Source organism: Streptomyces sp. NA02950 (assembly GCF_013364155.1).
Taxonomy (GTDB): domain Bacteria; phylum Actinomycetota; class Actinomycetes; order Streptomycetales; family Streptomycetaceae; genus Streptomyces.
In genome coordinates this window covers 8,385,415-8,405,609 of the sequence record NZ_CP054916.1, presented here as the reverse complement: position 1 = coordinate 8,405,609, position 20,195 = coordinate 8,385,415, and the positions used below count along the sequence as shown (strand labels likewise).

Here is a 20,195-nt window from a genome sequence, read left to right as displayed (position 1 = left end):
GTGATCACCATCACAACGCGGCCGCCCACCGCGCGGCCCCCGGCAGGCGATGATCGGTCCATGACCGGGATCGTCCTGATGTCAGATCCGCGAGTCACGGCCATTCCCGTGGTGGACTGCGGTGAACCGCTCCTCGACGTCCGGCTCCACACGCAGCTGTCCACCGCCCCCGACCGGGCGGACGCCGAAGGGGCGTTCGCCCGGCTGCGGGAAGGGGTGCTGACCCGCCTTCTCAAGGCGCGGAAGCGGCCGTCGATCTCACCCTCGCCACCACGGCCGACGGGCGCGAACTCGACATGGGGACGCGGATGAACGCCAGTCCGGAGGAAAGCGACGGAGCCTGCTGCACCGACGCGCCCGGTATCGGCGCGGAAGCCCGTGCCAACCGACGGACACTCGCCGCGGCGCTGACGGCGGTGGGCATGGTCAACTACCCCACCGAATGGTGGCATTGGTCCTACGGCGACCGGTACTGGGCGCTCGTCACCGGTCGGGGCGAGGCGCTCTACGGGCCGCGTGAGCGGTCGCACGGCTGAGCACATACCGCGGTCAGAGCCGTGGGGCCGGTCCCGTTCCCCGTCCCGGGAAGGGGGACCGGCCCCGTCCGGGGTGCCGGACGGCGGCGGGCTGTATCGTGGTCGGCTGACCACGGGGGAGGGGACTTGACCATGCTCGCCGAACAGTACGGCTACGAGGTCTCGGCGCTGCCCGCCGATCGCGCACCCGGCGCGGCGGAGCATCTGCGGAGGGTGGTCCGCAAGGGCATCCGGAAGATGGCCGTCCTGGGCGGATTGTGCGCGGTCTGCTGCGGGGTGGCCGCCCTGCCGGGGATGGCCGGTGACACCCGGGCGGTGGTGCTGGTGGCCACCGGGACCTTTCTGCTGCTGCCCCTGCTGATCATGGTCCAGGTGTTCCGGACGATGCTGCGCGAGATGAAAGTGCTGCTCGCGCACTACCACTGGCAGGTGTGGCCGTGCCGGTTCGAGAACGAGTCGGTGTCGGGGATCGACATCGTGCTGCTGAGCCCCGGCGGCGATCAGGTCGCGGTGCTGAACTGCCCGGCCACCCGTCGCTACCGGGCGATGCTGCGCGAGCGGAGGCGGGTGCGTTTCGCCGGGGACCCGCGCTTCGGCGGGGTCGTGGCGCCGCTGAGCGTGATGGAGTTCGGCAAGGTCACCCGGGATGAGCCGGATCTCCAGCCTGGCACCCCTGACGAGGACGAACTCGCCCGCCGCGCCGGTCTGTACCCCTCGGGGCGCGCCCCGCGGCGCTGAACCGCCGTGCCACAATGCTCTGATGCAGAGCTGGCCGCAGCGCGGCGCACCGGAACGGCCGTGCACCCTCGTCGTCTGCCGGGGCTGCTGCTGCGGCAACGTGGCCAAGCACCCCCGTACGGATCACCAGGGCCAACTGGACCGGCTGCGGGCGGCGGCCGATGACTCACCCGGACGACTGGCGGTCCGGACGACCGACTGTCTGGGCCCGTGCGGTCAGGCCAATGTGGTGGTGGTCCAGCCGTCCGCCACCGGGCGCCGCGGCGGTGGGCGGCCGACGTGGGTCGGCTGGGCCCTGGACGACAACAGCACCGACGATCTGCTCGCCTGGGCGCTCGCGGGCGGACCCGGTGTGGCCGAGCCTCCGGCCACGCTGGAGCTCCAGTTCGTCCGCCCGCCCGGTGAAGCGCGGGCACGGGCGCGGGCGGCCGGGGCCGGCGGCTGAGCGTCGGCCCCGGCCTGGGCGGTGTCAGCGGGCGGTGGCGAAGTCCTGGGTCCAGTAGTGGCCGGGCTGGGCGTGGCCGACGCCGATCTCCTTGAAGTCGCAGTTCAGGATGTTGGCCTTGTGGCCGGAGCTGTTCATCCAGCCCTCCATGACGCTCTCGGGCGAGCTGTAGCCGTAGGCCACGTTCTCGCCGTAGGTGCTCCAGGAGTATCCGGCCCGCTCGATGCGGTCGCCGGGGGACGAGCCGTCGGAGCCGGTGTGCGACATGTTGCTGTGCTCCGCCATGTCCTCACTGTGGGCCTGGGCCGCCTTGGTCAGCTTGGCGTCGACGGTCACCGGCTTGCAGCCGACCTTGGCGCGCTCCTTGTTGACCAGCTCGACGATCTGGTCCTGGAGATCGGAGGACCCGGACGCCGTGCCGGCGGTGGTGGACGCGGGGGGCGCGGAGGACGGCGAGCTCGCCTTGGTACTGGCCTTGGTGGTGGTCTTGGCCGGAGTACGGGTGGGGGCCGCGGACGACGGCGCCGCGGAGGAGGCGGGGGCGGACTTGGCGGTACGCGGTGAGGCGGAGGCCGACGACGAGGCGCTCGGGGCGGGCCTGGACCGGTCGGCGCGGTGCTTCCCCCGGTGGTCACCCTTGTCGGAGTCCGTGTGCCGGCTATGACCGGCGGTCGTGGTCCACTCGCCGCCACGGGCTTCGGAGCCCTTGGTGTCCTGCCCGCCCAGACAGGCCATGGCAACGGAAGGCACACCCACGGCGGCGACGGCCACGGCCGCGATGGCTATCTTCCGGTGGTGCGTCTTCTTGCTGCGGTGCTTGCTCATACATGACCTCACTCGGTGATCGCGGCACGCCCTCCCCCCTGATCCGGCAGGCTCCGCACGAGGCCGCGCAAGAGCTGCCGGGACGCCTTGCGGGCCGCCATTCTCAGGTCCGCCGGAGGTGCGGGGCAACAAGTGTTCGGTCCTACGGAGCTTCGTAGTGGCGCACCTGGCTTGCGCTCCTCGGCGATGCGTGCTGGTGCGGCTTCACAGATTCGTCACCGCACTGCCACACCGTCAGAACGCCTGGCCCCGAGGCGAGTGCACACCATGGCGCTCCGGCCCGGATGGCATCGCCAGCCGGAGTACACATGTCCACCAGAGCGGAAAAACCTCTTATGTCGCCTAGGAGATATCGTCCTCCACATCCCTTTTGAGTCATGGATCGATGTGACAGATCTCATGACATGGCGTGTGTTCTCGGCTCGGTGACCCGGCCGCCGTGGTGTGGAAGTACGGGGACGGCCACCGCGAATTTGCCCGGGACCAGGGGCGGTGTGCCACAGTGGGCGGCCGCCTTCCCCCCGAACCCCTCCCCCGTGGCTCCTCAGCCGTCCTTCCTTGTCCTTCCTCATGTCTTCGTGTGAGTAGCGATGCAGGCAACGACTGTCCTTCCCCGCCCCGCGGACCTGTTCGACCAGGGCCTGGAACAGCGGCCGGGCTCCGCCCTGCTGCGTTTCGGCGCCGCACGGCAACGCCCGGCCGACCGGATCGGCTGGTCCGGCGACGGCGCCGCCGCCTGGCTGGACGACACCCGTGGTCATGTGTGGAGCGTCGGTGAGCCGGTGGCCGCCGCCGCCCTCGTGCTGCGCGCGGCGCAGCGCCATCCCGACCAGGTGCGTGAGTTCACCGGGCCGCGTGGCACGGACGCCCTGGTCGCCCGCCATCTGCCGATGACCGATGTGGTCGAGTGGGTCTTCCGCTGGACGCTGGAGGAGCCACCGGTCCAGCGTGGTGAGGAGCAGGTGGTCGAGCTCGGCGTAGACCACCACGAGGAGCTGCTGGCGTTCCTCAATGAGCACAGCCCGGCCCACTCCACCGGCCCCGGTTCCGCCGGGGTCAGCCTGTGGGCCGGGATCCGGGACCACGACGGCCGGCTGGTGGCGTGCGGTGCCCTGAGCAGTCTGCGGGACAGCGGGGCGCCGCTGATGGCGTCCGTGGCCACCGACGCCCGGATGCGCGGCCAGGGTCTCGGCGCGGCGCTGACCTCGTGGCTGACCCGGTACGCGGTACGCCACCACGGGTTCTGCACCCTGTGGCAACTGGCCGACAACGCGGCCGCGGACCGGCTGTACGACCGTCTCGGCTACCGCAACGAGGACCCCTGCGTGGCCGCGCGGATCCCGGTGCGCTGACGGTCACCCCGGCCCGGCCGTCGAAGGCGGTCAGCGGCGCCTGGTAGGCCGCGGACTGCTCGTCGGCGACGGCGCGCTCGCTGAGCGTCCGGGAGTACGGCGCGGGCGGAGCTGCGGAATCCCATCCGACCGGGCATGGTGGAGGTCGTCCGTCGGCATGGCACACACCGTGCCGACGGGATCCGGACCGGAATCAGGGGTGAGGTGGCGTTCGTGGCGGACACCGGCGGCGGAGCGGAGACCGTGCCCGTGCGGCGGCGGGACTCCGTGCCCGACCGGGCTCTGGTGTGGGAACCCAGCGAGCGCTGGGTGCGGGGTACCAAGGGCGGGGTCACGGTGGTGGACAGCCGCCGGCCGATCCTGGTGTGGGAACCGGGGCGCCCGGTCCCGCTGTACGCCTTTCCGCGCGAGGACGTCCGGACGGACCTGCTGCGCGAGGCCGCACGGCCCGCCGCCTCGCGGCCCGCGGGGGCGACGGTGCACTACGACCTGGACACCGGCGAGGGGACCGTGCCGGACGCGGCGTGGAGCTGGCCCGGCGAGGAGCTGGCCGGGTACATCGCCTTCGCCTGGTTCGGCCGGGACGTGCTCGACCACTGGTACGAGGAGGACGAGGAGATCTTCGTGCATCCCCGCGACCCCCACAAGCGCGTGGACGCACTGCCCAGCAGCCGCCATGTCCAGGTCTCGATCGGGGGGACGGTGGTGGCGGACTCGCACTCCCCGGTGCTGCTCTTCGAGACCCATCTGCCGGTCCGCTACTACCTTCCGCGCGAGGACGTCCGGCTGGATCTGCTCACCCCGGCCGATCTGACCACCCGCTGCCCGTACAAGGGGGTGGCCACCGCGTACTGGTCCTGGGCGGGCGGTGGCGAGGTGCCACCCGGGATCGCCTGGAGCTACCCTGATCCGCTGCCGGCCGTGGAGGTCATCCGGGACCGGGTGGCGTTCTACAACGAGGCGGTCGACATCACGGTCGACGGAGAACGCCAGGAGCGCCCGATCACCGGTTTCCTCACCCCTCCGGAGCGGTGAGCGGCCGCCCCTCCCCCGGTGTGACCCGCCCGCCCCTCACGCCTATCGGCCGTCTGTCTCGAGGCCGTCCAGGCCCGCCGGCAGGGGTGCGGTGTGCACCACGCCCAGCCGCTGGGTGGCCCGGGTGAGCGCCACATAGAGGTCGCTCGTTCCGAACTCCGCGGGTTCGGCCACGATCACGGTGTCGAACTCCAGCCCCTTGGCCTGCCGTGGGTCGAGCAGAACCACCGCGCGGGTCAGATCCGGGGTGCGTCCGGCGGAGGCGTCCGGCAGGGCGGCGGCGAGGGCGTCGAGGCGGTCGCGCGGCGCGATCACCGCGATCCGGCCCTCCTCCCGGGTCTCCCGCGCCACGGCCCCGGCCACCGCGCCCGGCAGATCGGCGGTGTGCCGGGCCCAGGGGCGTACCCCGGTGGCGCGGACGGAGCTGGGCGGTTCGAAGGCGGGGTCCGCGGACCGGGCCACATCCGCCGCGATGGCCATGATCTCGGCCGGAGTGCGATAGTTGACACCGAGCCGGGTGTGCTCGAAGCGGTCCTCGACGTACGGGGCGAGGATCCGCGACCAGGAGCGGCAGCCACCGGGCTCCGCGGTCTGCGCGGGGTCCCCCACCAGGGTCATCGAACGGGTCGGGCTGCGCCGCATCAGCAGCCGCCACGCCATCGCGGACAGCTCCTGCGCCTCGTCCACGATGATGTGGCCGAAGGCCCAGGTGCGGTCGGCGGCGGCACGCTCGGCGGCGCTGCGGTGGTCGGCCTCGTCATTCCGCTCCGCCAGCCGCTCGGCGTCGATCAGGTCATGGGCGGCCAGCACCTCCGACGCGTCGTCTTCGCGGTCCTCGAACTCCTGGGTGCGGGAGCCGTAGGAGAGATCGAGCACCCCCTGCGCATAGGCGATGCGCTGCTGCCGCCTGCCCTCGGCGGCGGCGCGGGCGGCGGAGTCGTCCTCGCCGAGGAGTTCGGCGGCCTCGTCGAGCAGCGGGACATCGGCGGGTGTCCACGCACCGCCGGTGCGGCGGATCGCCTCGGCGTCGGCCTCGGGGAGGTGGACCGGCTCGCCGAGGAAGTCCGCGACCAGCTGCCGCGGGGTGAGCCGGGGCCACAGCTCCTCGATGGCGGCGTGCACCTCGGAGCTGGTGGCGATCGCCTTGCCGAGCTGGGCGATGTCATCGGGGCCCAGCAGGTTCGGGCCGCCGTAGGGGTCGGCGCCGATCCGGTCGGCCAACTGCTCGGTCAGCGCGTCGATGACGGAGAACGCGAAATGCGGACGGGCGAGGTTGTGCGGCAGCCGCGTGCCACGCGCCAGCCAGCGGGCATCGGACGCGATGTCCGCGTCCAGCACCAGCTCACCGTCCTCGTGGGGGATGACGATCGCCGGGTCGGGCAGGGACTGCTTGTCCCGGACGAACCGGGCCAGCGCCTCGGCCATCGTGGCGCGCCCCTTGGCCTCGGCTGCCGCGGGGGTGTCGGTCCCGGTGGCCGTCACCCCGGGGAACAGCTCACCGAGGGTGGCGAGCATGACCCCCGTCTCACCGAGCGAGGGCAGCACCTCTCCGATATAGCCGAGGAACGCCGGGTTGGGGCCGACGATCAGTACCGCGCGCCGGGCCAGCAACTCCCGCTGTGCGTACAGCAGATAGGCGGCGCGGTGCAGGGCGACGGCGGTCTTCCCGGTGCCGGGGCCGCCCTCGACGACCAGGACACCGGTGTGCGGGGCACGGATGATCCGGTCCTGTTCGGCCTGGATGGTCTGCACGATGTCGTGCATCCGGCCGGTGCGGGCGGTGTCCAGGGCGGCGAGCAGCACGGCGTCCGCGTCACTGCCCTCATGACCGGTCCGTATGGTGTCGGACAGGTCCAGGATCTCGTCATGGAGCGAGGTGACCCGCCGGCCTTCGGTGCTGATGTGCCGTCTGCGGCGCAGACCCATGGGGGTGTGCCCGGTGGCGAGGTAGAACGGGCGCGCCACCTCGGCCCGCCAGTCGACGACCAGCGGGGTGCGCTCGGCGTCGTCGCGCCGCATACCGATACGCCCGATGTGGTGGTCGCGGCCGTCACGGAACATCAGCCGGCCGAAGCACAGTCCGCGCTCCCCCGCGTTGAACGCGGCCAGGAGACCGGACCGCTCGGCGACCAGCACATCCCGCTCCAGCCGCCCCTGGGAAGTGGTGTCGCCCATGGTCAGGGCGTCGGATACGGCCTGCTCCGCTTCATCCCGCAACTCGGCGAGGCGTCCGTGGAGCATGTCAAGAAATTCTTGCTCACGGCGCAATTCCTCATTTGACAATTCGACTCCCGCCGGGTAATATCACTGCATCAGGCTTATCCATGACCTGAATTCTTCAGAACATGGAAATCACCAATATACGCAGAGAAACACCCCGGTCGTCAAGGCGACCGGGGTGTTTCTCTTTTACCGCCGTTAGGTGCGGGCCCCGGCGGTTATATGCGGGCGGCCGCGCGACGACGGCCCGCACGGTGGATCAGCACCGCGCCGGCAATCATCAGCAGCCCCGTCCCGGCGGCACCGAGACCGATGGTGAGCAGGTCCGTCTCCATCGGCGGATGCTCGGTCTTGGGCGTGCCGTCCGGTTCCGCGAGATATTCCTTGCCGTGGTACTTCACCGGGACCGCCCCGTCGGCGGGCGGTTCAGCCGAGGCCCGCACCGCCGCGGCGGCGTCGATCGGGCCGTAGCCGACCAGGGCGTTGCGTCCGCCGGACGGATGGCCGGCCGTCCTGGTCAGCACCGCCCGCACCTGCTCCGGTGTCAGCTTGTTGTCGTGGGAGAGCATCCGCGCCACCACACCGGAGGTCAGCGCGGCGGCGGGCGAGGTGCCGTCGACCGGCGCCCAGCCGCCGGTGTGCTTCGCGCTCATGATGCCCACACCGGGCGCGGCCACCGCGTTGTAGGTCCGCACGGTGGAGAATTCGGCGCGGGTGCCCCCTTTCTGGGTCGCGGCGACGGCGACCCCTCCCGGATAACCGGCGGGATAGGAGGCTTCGTTGAACGCGTCCCCCTCGTTGCCCGCGGAGGCGACCACCGGAATGCCCTTCTGGGCGGCCCGGGCCAGGGCGTTGACCTCGGTGTCGTCGTAACGGTCGCCCCACATCTCCCCGCCGAGCGACATCGAGATCACCTCGGCGCCGTGGTCGACCGCGTAGTCGATGCCCTGCCCGACCGGACTGGGCCCCGACGGCCCCTCGTCGAAGTCGTGCTCATGCTTGTCGTCGATCACCCGGACCGACAGGATGTCCGCCTTCGGGGCGACCTTGAGCACGTCCGAGGCCATCGCCGTACCGTGCCTGCCCCAGCGCGGATCGCCGGCCCGGAGTCCGTCCCGGTAGAAGTCGGGGCCGGTGGTCACCTTGCCGCGGAGCGCCGGATGGTCCGCCATCACCCCGCTGTCCAGCACGGCGACCTTGATGCCCGCGCCCTGGGCGATCCGCTGTGCCGCGGGCAGTCCGAGCGCCTGGGACTCCCAGCCGGCCGGGGTGGGAACGGGGGCGGCGGTGGCCACGGTGGTGCCGGTCGGGTCGGCATAGGTGGCGCGCAGCACGGCCTTGCAGCCCAGTTTCCTCGCCTCGGTCGCGGTGGCCCCCGCCAGCCCCTCGTCACAGCCGGTCTTCTCGGATATGCCGAGCCGGTGCCACTGGGACCGGGTGCGGTCGGTGGATTTGGCCTGGGCCTTCTCGCGGAGCGCGAGGGTCTCCGGGAAGAGTGTGTCCGCCCGCTCGTTGCGCCACATCGCCGGGCCGTACTCGGAACGGTTGGGGCTGGTCTGGCTGTGGTTGGAGAAGGCGTGGGCGGTCAGCGCGCCACCGCCGAGCAGCGCCAGCACACCGATGACGCTCAGGCCGGCGGTGAGACAGCCGCGCCCGGTGTTCTTCCGCGCGGCCGGGGTCCGGGGGCGGAACGGGCGTACCGCCGGGTGGCATTCCCGGCGCCCGCGAACCGGCGGGCGGCTGACCCGGCGGCCCCATCGAGCCTGGCTGAACCGGCTGCCGACCCATCGGACCCGGCTGGCCGGGGGCGAAGGAGACACTATCGATCGCCCGGTCACCGGCCCCCTTCCGACCCCCGGCGACCGACGTCCGGTCATCCGCCACCGCACCGCCTGTCGTCCACCGGTGCCGAGGGCGGGATCGTCGGCGGACGGCCGGGATCGGGGATGCGGTCGGTGAAGCCACCGGGGACGGAACGGCCCTGCCGCTCACGGAAGCGGACCGGTGCCGTGCCCACGCGGCGGGCGAACAGCCTGCTGAAGTAGGCGGGATCGTCGTAGCCGACACGGCGGGCGATGGCGGCCACCGGCAGTTCGGTGCCGACCAGGAGTTCCTTGGCACGGCCCAGCCGGATCCCGAGGAGATAGTCCTTGGGGCTGCATCCCGCACCCCGCCGTACCGCGGTGCGCAATTCGGCCGGTGTCATCCCGTGCCGGGCGGCGTGCTCGGCCACCGACAGCGGCTGGAAGGCGTCCCGGGCCAGCGCCTGGAGCACCGGATGGCCGTCAGGCCCGGTGTCGGCGCGGACGCGGCGCAGGGCGACGAGGAGTTCATGGACCGCGGCGGCGGTTTCGACCTCCAGGAACGGATTGCCCTGACGTGCCGCTCGGACGATCCGGCCGATGGCCGTACGGGCGGTGGCGGTGTCGGTGAGCGCGACCACGGGATCGTCCCGTTCGATGTATCCCAGATCGGTGTAGGCGGCGGTGGCCGGTCCGGTGAAGTCGACGAACGCCTCGTCCCATCCGGAGTCCGGATCCGGGGCGTAGTGGTGGGTGACACCGGGGGTGAGCCAGAGCAGCGCGGGCGCGGTGACGGTACGGCGACGGCCGTCCGCACCGCGGAACCATCCGCCGCCCGCGCTGATGACCACCGCCACATGGTGGTCGAGCGCCCGCGGGCCGACGACGGGCAGGGCGCCGTGCTGGAGGCCGACGCCCAGGCACACCAGGCCGAGCCGGTGATGGACCGGACTGGGCGTGAAGTACCGCATCCAGGTGTGATACATCCGCGCTCCCGTACTGCCGGTGGTGCTGTCCGGGGTGCGGTGGCGCTGGTGGCGCCGCCACGTCCGGCCAGCTGCGTCCAATCAATCGCCGATCTTTGTCCATGGACCGCCGGCCCGCCAGGGGGAAAGGGTGACCCGGTCGGAGCGGATCGGACGAGACGGACGCACGAGAGGCGGGGCCGGGCTGTGCCGGAGTTCGTGGTCGGGGCTGAGGATTTCGAGCTGGACGGGCGGCCGGTCCGGCTGCTGTCGGGGGCGTTGCACTACTTCCGGGTGGCCGAGGGCCACTGGGAACACCGGCTGGCGATGCTGCGCGCGATGGGGCTGAACTGTGTGGAGACCTACGTGCCGTGGAATCTGCACGAGCCGTCGCCCGGCCGGTTCGAGGACGTGGCGGCGCTCGGGCGGTTCCTGGACGCCGTGCGGGAGGCCGGGCTGTGGGCGATCGTGCGCCCGGGGCCGTACATCTGCGCGGAATGGGAGAACGGCGGACTGCCGCACTGGCTGACCGGGTTGGTGGGCCGCCGGGTGCGGACCTCGGATCCGGAATACCTGGCGGCGGTGGAGGGGTGGTTCGAGCGGATGATGGCCGAGGTGGTGCCACGACAGATCACCGCCCCGGCGGCGCCGGGACCGGGATCCGGAAGCGGCGGTCCGGTGCTCATGGTGCAGGTGGAGAACGAGTACGGCTCCTACGGTTCGGACCTCGGACATCTGCGGCGGTTGATCCAGCTGCTGCGGCAACTGGGCGTCTGCGTACCGCTGTTCACCGCCGACGGCCCGGAGGACCACATGCTCACGGGCGGTTCCGTGCCGGAGATCCTGGCCACCGTCAACTTCGGGTCCGGGGCACCGGACGCCTTCGCCGCGCTGCGTCGCCACCGGCCCTCGGGGCCGCTGATGTGCATGGAGTTCTGGTGCGGCTGGTTCGGCCACTGGGGAGCGGAGAGCCCGGCCCGGGACGCTGCGGACGCGGCGGCGGCGCTGCGCGAGATCCTGGAGTGCGGTGCGTCGGTCAATCTCTACATGGCGCACGGCGGAACGAACACCGGTGGCTGGGCGGGCGCGAACCGCGCCGGAGAGGATCATCTCGGCGCGCTGCGGCCGGTGGTGACCTCGTACGACTACGACGCCCCGGTGGATGAACGGGGGCGGCCCACCGAGAAGTTCTGGCGGTTCCGGGAGGTACTGGCGGAGTACGCGGACCGGCCGCTGCCGGAGGTGCCGCCCCCACCTCCCGCCCTGGGACGGCCGGTGCGGATCGACCTGTCGCAGTGGGCGCCACTGAGCGATGTCCTCGGGACCCTGGGCGACGAGGAGGTGATCGCGCCGATGCCACCGACCTTCGAGGAACTGGACGTGGACCGGGGTGTGGTCCGCTACCGCCTCGACGTACCGGGTCCGCGCGGCCCGTATCCGCTGCGGGTGACCGGGCTGCGGGACCGCGCGGTGTGCACGGTGGACGGGGAGCGCCGCGGGGTGCTGGACGAGACGGACGCGGTGGTCGAGGGGGTCACCGGTCCGGCCGCGGTGGAGCTGTGGGTGGAGTCGCTGGGCCGGGTCGGTTACGGGCCGCGGCTGGCCGAACCGAAGGGCATCACCGGCGGCGTCCTCCACGAGCGCCAGTATCTGCACGGCGTACGGGCGCGGGCGCTGCGGCTCGCCGCGGTGGCGGACGGGGACGCGGTGGACCGGGTGCCGTTCCGGGAACCGGAGGCGGAAGGCACAGAAGGCACAGAAGACACGGAAGGCCACGGTGAGGGGCTGTACCGGGGGTGGTTCACGGTGTCCGCCGTGGGTGACGCCACCCTCGAACTGCCCGGCTGGACCCGTGGTTTCGTCTGGGTCAACGGCCACTGCCTGGGCCGGTACTGGTCGGTGGGACCGCAGCGGACCCTGTACGTCCCCGGCCCGCTGCTGCGGGCCGGGGACAATACGGTGCTGGTGCTGGAGCTGGAGGGCGCGGGTGAGCGGGAGGTGTGCCTGCGCTGACGGAGCCCAGCGCGGCTGCTCCACCGTGTCAGTCCAGCTCCTCCACGGCGAAGGAGTCGAGGGTGAACTCCGCGGTTCCGCTGTCACCGGTCTTCCGCAGCCCCACCCACATCTCACCGTCCGCGGGGGCGGTGACGGTGTAGGTGTGGGTGGCCCGCCCGGTGGCGGCGGGCAACGGGGTGCGCTCCAGCTCCCGCGCCCCGGGCTCGTCCACGGCGGTGATCCACGCGTACTGACCTGCCGCCTCGTTGGCATAGACCAGGCTCACGCGGTAGCGCCGACCGGGCCGGAAGCGGGCGGTGTGCGGCACCGTGCGATAGACCAGACCCGCGTTCTCACCGCGCGACTTGAGGGACTGGCCGCCCTCGAGCACATCGTCGATCACCTTGCCGTTCCATCCGGCCTGGGTGAACGGGGCGTGCCGCTGGGCGATATGGGTCCGGGGGTCGGTGACACCGCCCGCGTCGCCCTTCACGAACGGGCCCCACCCCTGCGGCACCCGCTCGAAGTCCTCGTACACCAGGGTGCCGGGCTTCTCGGTGCGCTGTGCCCGCACCACCCGCAGCCGGTCGAAGCGGACCCGGGCCCGCCCTTCGGCCACGGCGAGGGTGAGGGTGACCGGTCCACCGCCGTCGGGGACGGTGAAGTGGGTGAACATCCGCTGGAAACGGGTGCCGTGCTTGCGGTCGGCGGCCATGTGGTTGTCGGCCGTCGAGGTCTCGGTCCAGTTCTCCGCGGTGACGCCGTCGGAGGTGTGCACCCGCAGCGCGGCCCGCCGCCGTTCACCGGCCTTCGCACCCACTTCCACCTGTACGGAGGCCACATAGCCGCCGGGGGCGAGCCGGCCGAGCCGCTGGGCCACGGTGGCGGCCGCGCCGTCGCCGACGACCAGTTCGTAGTCGCCCAGTGCGCCGCGTTCGACGGCCGCCGGGCCGGTGGTCTGCCAGCCGCGCAGCGAGCCGGAGTGGAATCCGGGGTCGTACAGCGGGGTGCCCTCGCCCCAGCCGGGTGCCGTCTGGGCACGGGAGCGGGTGCGCAGCACCACATAGGGGACGCCGGGGTCTGCGGCGATGCTGACACCATCACCGTGCACCGGCAGGGTGACGGCGTCGGCGCGGCCCTGGTCGGTGAGGCGGTACAGGACCACGGACCGCAGCCCCGACCAGCCGCGCGGCAGCCGCCAACGCGTGGTGCCGCCTGCCGGGTTGTAGTGGTAGAGCTTGCCGGGGTCGGTGGCCTCGCACGGTTCCCAGGGCAGCAGATAGCCACCGCCGTCGTAGACCAGCCGTCCGTCGGTGGTGATGCGGCGGACGCCTCCGGTGTCGGTGACCGAGGTCCGGCCGGGTCCCTCGAAGGTGATCTCGTGCTCGTCCCAGGTGCGGATGGGATACGCCTGGAGGTATTTGGCGGGCAGGCTGTGGGTCCAGATGAGCCGGTAGAAGTCGGTCCAGTCGGTTTTGCCGGTCCAGCCCTCGAAGTTGCCCATCCGGGCGATGCCGAGCAGGGTCGGCCACTTGTCGGCGAAGACGTCCTTCTGGTGGTTGCGGACGAAGCGGATGAGCCGGGAGTTGATACCGCGCGAGGTGTCCGGACCGTAGTCGGTCTCGGTGGCCCAGTGCGACCACAGCGAGGAGCGCTCCAGACCGTGGCCCCATTCGGTGGTGAGGTACCAGCCCTGGTCGCGCAGGGCCCGCTGGAGCCGGTCGGAGTTCCAGCCGGACTCGCGGAAGACGTCGATATAGAGGGTGTTGAGGGCCGGGTCGGTGTCGTTGCGCAGGTCCTGGAAGCGCCGGATGATGTCGCCGGAGACCAGGTCGCGGCGGGCGTCGATGCGGTAGGACTGGTCGAGCCAGTCCCACTGCTTGTCGTTTCTGTCGACGAGTGTCTCGGAGAAGGCGTGCGCCACCGGATAGGACTCGGTGGCGTTGACGTGCACCGCGAAGTCGCTGTTCCAGCGGCGTCCGGCGCGCAGCAGGGTGTTGAGGTCGGCCAGGCCCCCGGCGCGGGTGTTGTAGTTGCCCGCGTAGTCGGGGTGCGCGGAGTCATGGCCTTCCGACTGGTAGCCCTTGAGCAGGGTGTACTGCCGCAGGCCGTCGGTGGCCAGGGCGATGCGTTTGACGTTGTCGAGGGTGTCGAGGAAGGGGTTGGTGGCCTGGCTGGCGAAGTTGAACGGGATGTGCGGGACGACCCGCAGATGCTGCTCGTCGGCGCCGAGCGGGTTGACCATGATGTCGCGGAAGGCGATGGCGGCGTCCTGCCAGTCGACCACACCGTCGCCGTTGCGGTCCCGGGTGAGGATCACGGTGGCCCAGGGCAGTGGCTCGGTGTCACCGACGGCGGCGGTGGCGGCCCGATGCGTCCACTCCCCGCACATGAGCCGGGCGGTGATCCGGCCGTCCTCCCGCACCGTCTGCCGCCGCAGCCGTCCGTTCTCCCAGGTGGTGCCCGCGGCGGCGGTGGGCTTGTCCCAGACCGTGTTGGTCTCGACGGCGGCGGCGAGCCGGTCGGTACAGACCACGGCGTAGGCGCAGCCGATCGGCTCGCTGTCGGTGGGGGTGTCGGCCGCGGGGCGGACGAAGGTGTCACCGCTCTTGGCCTTGTCGAGTTCGACCCGGGCGGCCAGCAGGGTGGCGCCCGGCTGGTCGGCGCGGACGCTGAGGAACGCGAGTTTGGGGATGCGCAGGGTGCCCACGCGCAGGGCGTCGGTGTCGGCGATCCGGGTGACCCGCCAGTCGGTCTGCCATCCGCTGACCCGTATCCGGATGTCGAGCTCGGCGTCCGGGGCGGAGGTGTCCGCGCCGAAGGCGAGGGTGTAGGTGATGTGGTCCGGGCCGCTGGTGACGGCGGTCGTGCGGGGAGTGCGTTCGGTGCCGTCGATGAGCACCGAACGGACCGGCTCCCGCTGTCCGTACAGCACCGCGCCGGTGCCGCGGTCGGTGTACGCGACGATGCGCGGGAAGTCCGCATCCACCCGGACCTCCAGCCGTTTCGACCGCAGCGTGCGCTCGGTGGCGCGGGCGTGTGCGGCCTCGCGGGCGTGCGCGGTGCCACCGCCCGCGCCGATGGCCGTTCCGATTCCGGCCAGTGTGGTGGTCACCACGACCGCTCTGCGGCCGGGACGCCCCTCCTCGGGCCGCCTCTCCTCTGTGTGAGTCAACGCGCCGGCTCCTCCGCCTCGCTGGTGGGAACAGTGCTCCACCCTGGGACCGCGGCGGGGCGGCCGCCCATGGACAAGTGCGCGCGGGTGTTGGACTAACGGGCCGTGTCCCCGGCGCCGGTCACCACAGGCGGTCGATCTCACCGGGGTACAGCTCGATCCGGGCGGAGAGGAAGTCGGCGCGGTGGCGGAGGGCTCGTCGCTCGGCACGGGGGCCTCCTGTGTGCCTCCCACGAGCACCGTGCCGGGCAGCGGCTGCCATCCCGCTCCCGTGTAGAAGTCCAGCAGCGGCCGGTCGCAGGTGAACACGCCCAGGTCGAGCCCGGAGGCGGCCATGGTGCGGTGGGCGGCGGCGACGAGACGCGCACCGTGTCCCCGGCCGCGTACCGCCCGCCGGGTCACCACGGTGCTCAGTCCCCCGGCCCGGTAGGACCGGCCCGCGTGGGTGATCGTCTTGGTGAGGATGTCCAGGGCGGCCAGCACCGTGCCGCCCTTCTCCTCGTCGTATGTGCCGTCGTCGTCCACGAGCAGTATCGACAGCGGACGCAGCGCGGGGTCGTGGACGGGCCGTGGTTCGCCCTCGGCCCCGGGGTCCGCCGGGGGCCACGCCTCCTGCTGGAGCTCCCACACCTGGACGCGGAGCGGGGGCGGTGTGTCGGTCTCGGGGAAGGACAGGATCTGCACCCGCCGATTGTGACCCATGGCGGCTAAGAGGGTTCTCGGAGCGCGTTCTGCCAGGGTAGGGACTGACCTGCGCCCACCGGAAAGGCCCTGTGATGTCCGCTGCCGCCTCCTCCCCGTCCGGCCGGGGGAAGCCTTCGCCCGGGCGGGGCAAGCCCGACGATCCCCGGACGGCGGCCGTGCTGGTCGTGGACGACGACCCGGAGGTGCGCGCCGCCCTCGTGGACGGGCTGACCGTGGAGGGGTACGTGGTGCGGGAGGCCGGGGACGGTCTGGCGGCGCTCAGCGCGGTGGCCGCCGAGCCGCCGGACGCCATCGTGCTGGACCTGGCCATGCCGGTGATGGACGGCCTGGCGGTGTGCCGTCGGCTGCGCGGGCTCGGCGACCGTACACCCGTCCTGGTGCTCACCGCCCGGGACGAGATCAGCGAGCGGGTGGCGGGCCTCGATGCGGGAGCCGACGACTACCTGGTCAAGCCGTTCGCGCTGGATGAGCTGCTGGCCCGGCTGCGGGCGCTGCTGCGCCGCGCCGCGCCCGCCGACGCCCTCGACGAGAACGTGTCCGGTGTGCTGACCTTCGCCGATCTGACCGTCGATCCGGAGAGCCGCACCGGAGTGCGCGGCGGACGGCGGATGGAGTTCACCCGTACCGAGTTCGCGCTGCTGGAGGTGTTCCTCCGCCATCCGGGCCAGGTGCTGCCGCGAGAGCTGATCCAGGAGCTGGTGTGGGGCACCGAGTTCGCCACGGACTCCAACTCGCTGGCCGTGTACATCGGCTATCTGCGCCGCAAACTCGAGGCGGACGGCGCCCCGCGGCTGGTCCACACGGTGCACGGCACCGGCTACGAACTGGCCGAGCGTTGAGCGCCGCCCGCCGGGCCGGAGGAGGACGTCTGACGGGCCGTCTGCCGCTGCGCACCCGGATGGCGCTGATCACCTCGGCGGCGGTGGCGCTGGTCACGGTCGGGGTGTGCGCCGCCGCGTACGTGGTCATCCGCTACGAGCTGGTGCGTCAGCTCGACCTCCAGCTCACCCAGCAGGCCACCCTGCTGGCGCAGGACCGGCGCGACGAGGGCACCGGGACGCTGTACGGCGAATGCCGCTGGCTGGCCGCCCCGGCCTGTGCCCAGGTCGTCACCCCGAGGACCGGCACTCCGGGGCACCCGGGCGGCAAGGAGCTGGTGGTGCCGGTCACCGACGCCACCCGCCAGGTGGCCGCGGGCTCCCGCGGTGCGTACTACAGCGAGGTCACCGTGCGCGGACACCGGATGCGAACGCTGACCACCCCGCTGCGCGGGCATCGCGCGCTCCAGCTCGCCCTGCGGTCCGACACCGTGCAGCAGGGCGAACGCCAGGCCGCCTGGCTGCTCGCCGCCATCGGCGGGGCGGGGGCGCTGCTCGCCGCCGGGCTCGGCTATCTCGCCTCCCGCCGGGCGCTGGCGCCCGTCACCCGGCTCACCGCCACCGCCGAACGGATCGCCGTGACCCGCGACCCGGCCCATCGCATCGAACTCCCGCCGGAGCGGGGGCGCCGCGGGGACGAGATCACCCGGCTGGCCGGGAGCTTCAACACCATGCTCGGCGAACTCGAGGAGTCGGTGGCCGCCCAGCGGCGTCTGGTGGCCGACGCCTCCCACGAGCTGCGCACCCCGCTGACCGCGCTGCGCACCAACGCCGAGCTGCTGGCCCGCGCCGACCGGCTGTCCCCCGCGCAGCGGGACCGGGCCGCTTCGGCGCTCGGCGGCCAGCTGCGCGAGGTGACCGGCCTGGTCAACGATCTGATCGAACTGGCGCGGGACGAGGAACCGCAGCCGCTGGTGGAGCCGGTGCGGCTGGATCTGCTGGCCGCGCGCTGTGTCGAGGAGGCGCGCTCGCACTGGGCGCACACCGCCTTCACCGCGGACCTGGCCGAACACACCGTGGACGGGGTGCCCGCACGGCTGGCCCGGCTGCTGACCAACCTGCTGGACAACGCCGCCAAGTTCAGCCCGCCCGGCGCCGGGGTGGAGGTCCGGCTCACCACCGGCGAACACGCCGTCGACCTCACCGTCCGCGACCACGGGCCCGGTATCTCCGCCGAGGACCTGCCGTATGTCTTCGACCGCTTCTACCGCTCCCGGCAGGCACGCGCCCTGCCCGGTTCGGGGCTGGGACTGGCCATGGCCCGGCAGATCGCCCGGGCCCACGGCGCCGCGCTCACCGCCGAGGCGGCCGACGGCGGCGGTGCGCTGTTCCGGCTGCGCATCCCGCGACACCGGTCCGGCCGTGTGGACCCGGAGGCGTAGGGACAGCCCCTTCCCGGGGCCGTTCCAAGGCGCCCTCCGGCGCCGTTCTTAGAAGCCCTCTTATATCGGCTCGTTATCAACGTCCCATGAAACGCACACACTTCACCCGGTCGCGGGTGACCGCCGTGGCGGCCCTGGCAGGCGCGGTGTCCTGTCTCGCCCTCGCCTGGACCACTCTCGCCTCCACCGCCCACTCCGGGACGCGGGCCGCACCACGGCCGGTCGTGGTCGGTGCCCATCGTGTGGAGGTCCCGGTGCGGGGCGGCACCGCCACCGTGGACACCGCATCGCTGCGGGTCACGGCCCGTACCGGCCAGGGGACCGTGGAACTGTCCGCACCCGCCGCCACCGCACCCGGTAAGCCGGGCTCCGTGACCACCTCACCGGGCACCGCCCGCTGGAGCTATCCGGACAGCGGGCTGGACGTCACCGCCCGCGCCGGTGACAACGGCCGTCTGGTGCTGTCGGTCACGGCCACCGGCAAGGCCACCGCCAACGCCGCCCGCACCCTGTCGTGGCCGGTCACGGGCACCGACCGGCGTGTCTCGGCCGTCCAGCTGCCGCGCGGGGAAGGGCTGTCGCTGCCGGTGGCCGACCGCTTCTGGAACTCCTCCCGGGCCGATCTGGTCGACACCGACATGGCCATGGAGTCGGATCTGTCGATGCCGCTGTGGGGCTATACGCTCGGCGGCCGACAGGGCGTGAGCTATCTCGTGCCCACCGACATCGGCACCGCACTGCGCGTCACCTCCGACGGGGGCCGACTGCGCACCGCCGCCACCCACCGCTTCTCGCGCGCCGAGGGCACCACGCGGTACACCGTCGCCTTCTCGCTCACCGATGGCTCCCCGGTGGCCTCCGCCCGGGACTACCGAGCCTGGCTCGGCGAGCACGGGCAGCTCAGCAGCCTGCGGGAGAAGATCCGGCGGACGCCGGCCACGGCCAAGCTGCTCGGCGCCTTCCACGCCTATCTGTGGGGCGACGCCCGCAAGGCCGATTTCGTGGGCAGGTTGCGCGGACTCGGGGTGAACCGCATGTGGCTCGGCTACGACGCCGACGACCGCCCCATGGACGCCGCGGCCACCGCGGCCGCGAAGAAGGCGGGCTATCTCGTCGGCCCGTACGACTCGTTCGCCAACGGCCAGGACCCGGCCACCTCCGACGCGCCGACGTCCACCTGGCCGGGCCGGGTGTACCCGGACTTCTGTGTCCGGGACGCCGACGGCAAGCCCGTCCCCGGCTTCCACGACCGCGGCTGCTACCTCAGCTCCGAGGCGTTCGAGAAGGCCGAGCCGCGCCACCACTACCTCGCCGACCGCACCCGCGAGATGACCGAGGCGGGAGCCGACAGTTACTTCCTCGATGTGGACGCGGCCGGTGAGCTGTTCCGCGACCACAGCACCGCCCACCCCATGACCAAGGCGGACGACCGCGCCAACCGGCTGGCCCGGATGAAGCGCCTGTCCGACCGCGGCCTCGTCCTGGGCTCCGAGTCCGCCGGGGCCTGGGCCAACCGGTTGCTCGCCTTCGACCACGGCTCGGGCACCCCGGTGGCGGGCGGTCTGTGGACGGCCCAGCGGGACAGGGAGACCTGGGGCGGCTACGCGCCCGCCGACGCGCCGGGTGTCTTCTTCAAGCCCGCGGAGCTGCCCGCCGACGTGGCGAAGGCGATGTACGACCCGGTCTACCGGGTGCCGCTGTACGAGACCGCGCTCCACGACTCCCTGGTGAACACCGAGCGCTGGGAGCTGTCGTACGACAAGCTGCCGCGGCAGAAGACCGACCGCGCGCTGCTCGCCATGCTCTACAACACCCCGCTCAACTTCGTGCTCACCGGTGACTCGCTGGAGAAGGGCGGCCGTGAACTCGCCGCCCTCCAGAAGTACTTCGCCCCGCTGCACCGGGCCGCCGGTACCGAGCCCCTGACGGACTTCCGCGCGCTGACCGCCGATCGCACCGTGCAGCGCACCGTCTTCGGCGACGGCACCCTCACTGTCACCGCCAACTTCGGCAGCACACCCCACAAGGGCCTGCCCGGTGGCTGTGTGGACGCCAAGCTCCGCGATGACGGCGCAGCCCGGCGGCTGTGCCCGGCCTCGGTGACGGGCGGGTCCTAGGCCCCGTCAGCCAAGGCTCGCCCCG

The 20,195-nt window shown here is 72.4% G+C and carries 13 protein-coding genes and 1 pseudogene; 9 read left to right on the top strand and 5 right to left on the bottom strand.

Annotated elements, in window-relative coordinates; translation table 11 throughout:
- Window positions 1–60: 60 nt before the first annotated feature.
- The 3 genes and pseudogenes from HUT19_RS36350 (at window position 61) to HUT19_RS36340 (ending at window position 1,719) form a co-directional block, all read left to right on the top strand.
- Window positions 61–536, top strand: a pseudogene (locus HUT19_RS36350) (M15 family metallopeptidase).
- 132 nt (window positions 537–668) lie between these two features.
- The gene (locus HUT19_RS36345; protein ID WP_176184834.1) at window positions 669–1,274 is read left to right on the top strand and encodes a hypothetical protein; all 606 of its coding nucleotides are present in this window, start codon (window positions 669–671) and stop codon (window positions 1,272–1,274) included.
- Between the two features lie 22 nt (window positions 1,275–1,296).
- Complete coding sequence (locus tag HUT19_RS36340; protein ID WP_176184832.1) at window positions 1,297–1,719, top strand: (2Fe-2S) ferredoxin domain-containing protein; 423 nt, start codon at window positions 1,297–1,299, stop codon at window positions 1,717–1,719.
- A 24-nt stretch (window positions 1,720–1,743) separates the two neighbouring features.
- Here the strand turns inward: HUT19_RS36340 and HUT19_RS36335 are convergent, their stop codons facing one another.
- Window positions 1,744–2,544 (bottom strand): CAP domain-containing protein, encoded by an 801-nt coding sequence (locus HUT19_RS36335; RefSeq protein ID WP_176184830.1) that lies wholly within the window; start codon window positions 2,542–2,544, stop codon window positions 1,744–1,746.
- Between the two features lie 590 nt (window positions 2,545–3,134).
- Here HUT19_RS36335 and HUT19_RS36330 point away from each other — a divergent pair.
- The gene (locus HUT19_RS36330; protein WP_176184828.1) at window positions 3,135–3,896 is read left to right on the top strand and encodes a GNAT family N-acetyltransferase; all 762 of its coding nucleotides are present in this window, start codon (window positions 3,135–3,137) and stop codon (window positions 3,894–3,896) included.
- Between the two features lie 243 nt (window positions 3,897–4,139).
- A complete protein-coding gene (locus tag HUT19_RS36325; RefSeq protein WP_254886279.1) occupies window positions 4,140–4,931 on the top strand; it encodes a DUF427 domain-containing protein in 792 nt (263 codons plus the stop codon).
- A gap of 42 nt (window positions 4,932–4,973) precedes the next feature.
- Here the strand turns inward: HUT19_RS36325 and HUT19_RS36320 are convergent, their stop codons facing one another.
- The 3 genes from HUT19_RS36320 to HUT19_RS36310 all read right to left on the bottom strand — a co-directional run bounded on the left by HUT19_RS36320 (window position 4,974) and on the right by HUT19_RS36310 (window position 9,939).
- A complete protein-coding gene (locus HUT19_RS36320) occupies window positions 4,974–7,172 on the bottom strand; it encodes an ATP-binding domain-containing protein (RefSeq protein ID WP_254885974.1) in 2,199 nt (732 codons plus the stop codon).
- A gap of 197 nt (window positions 7,173–7,369) precedes the next feature.
- Window positions 7,370–8,767, bottom strand: a complete 1,398-nt coding sequence (locus HUT19_RS36315) for a S8 family serine peptidase (RefSeq protein ID WP_254885973.1) — start codon at window positions 8,765–8,767, stop codon at window positions 7,370–7,372.
- Window positions 8,768–9,024: 257 nt separating this feature from the next.
- On the bottom strand, window positions 9,025–9,939 hold the full coding sequence (locus HUT19_RS36310; protein ID WP_176184822.1) for an AraC family transcriptional regulator: 915 nt from the start codon (window positions 9,937–9,939) through the stop codon (window positions 9,025–9,027).
- A 186-nt stretch (window positions 9,940–10,125) separates the two neighbouring features.
- On the opposite strand from HUT19_RS36310, the gene HUT19_RS36305 reads away from it, so the two are divergent.
- On the top strand, window positions 10,126–11,931 hold the full coding sequence (locus HUT19_RS36305) for a beta-galactosidase (RefSeq protein ID WP_176184820.1): 1,806 nt from the start codon (window positions 10,126–10,128) through the stop codon (window positions 11,929–11,931).
- 28 nt (window positions 11,932–11,959) lie between these two features.
- Here HUT19_RS36305 and HUT19_RS36300 read toward each other — a convergent pair whose 3' ends face one another.
- Window positions 11,960–15,772, bottom strand: coding sequence for a GNAT family N-acetyltransferase (locus tag HUT19_RS36300; protein WP_254885972.1), 3,813 nt, complete (start codon window positions 15,770–15,772; stop codon window positions 11,960–11,962).
- A gap of 92 nt (window positions 15,773–15,864) precedes the next feature.
- On the opposite strand from HUT19_RS36300, the gene HUT19_RS36290 reads away from it, so the two are divergent.
- The 3 genes from HUT19_RS36290 (at window position 15,865) to HUT19_RS36280 (ending at window position 20,170) form a co-directional block, all read left to right on the top strand.
- Window positions 15,865–16,632 carry a response regulator transcription factor gene (locus tag HUT19_RS36290; protein ID WP_254885971.1) on the top strand — a complete coding sequence of 256 codons (768 nt, stop codon included), beginning with the start codon at window positions 15,865–15,867 and terminating at the stop codon, window positions 16,630–16,632.
- A gap of 59 nt (window positions 16,633–16,691) precedes the next feature.
- Window positions 16,692–18,053: a cell wall metabolism sensor histidine kinase WalK gene (locus tag HUT19_RS36285; RefSeq protein ID WP_176187712.1), complete on the top strand. Its 1,362-nt coding sequence runs from the start codon at window positions 16,692–16,694 to the stop codon at window positions 18,051–18,053.
- Window positions 18,054–18,139: 86 nt separating this feature from the next.
- Window positions 18,140–20,170 carry a glycoside hydrolase gene (locus tag HUT19_RS36280; protein ID WP_176184818.1) on the top strand — a complete coding sequence of 677 codons (2,031 nt, stop codon included), beginning with the start codon at window positions 18,140–18,142 and terminating at the stop codon, window positions 20,168–20,170.
- Window positions 20,171–20,195: the final 25 nt, after the last annotated feature.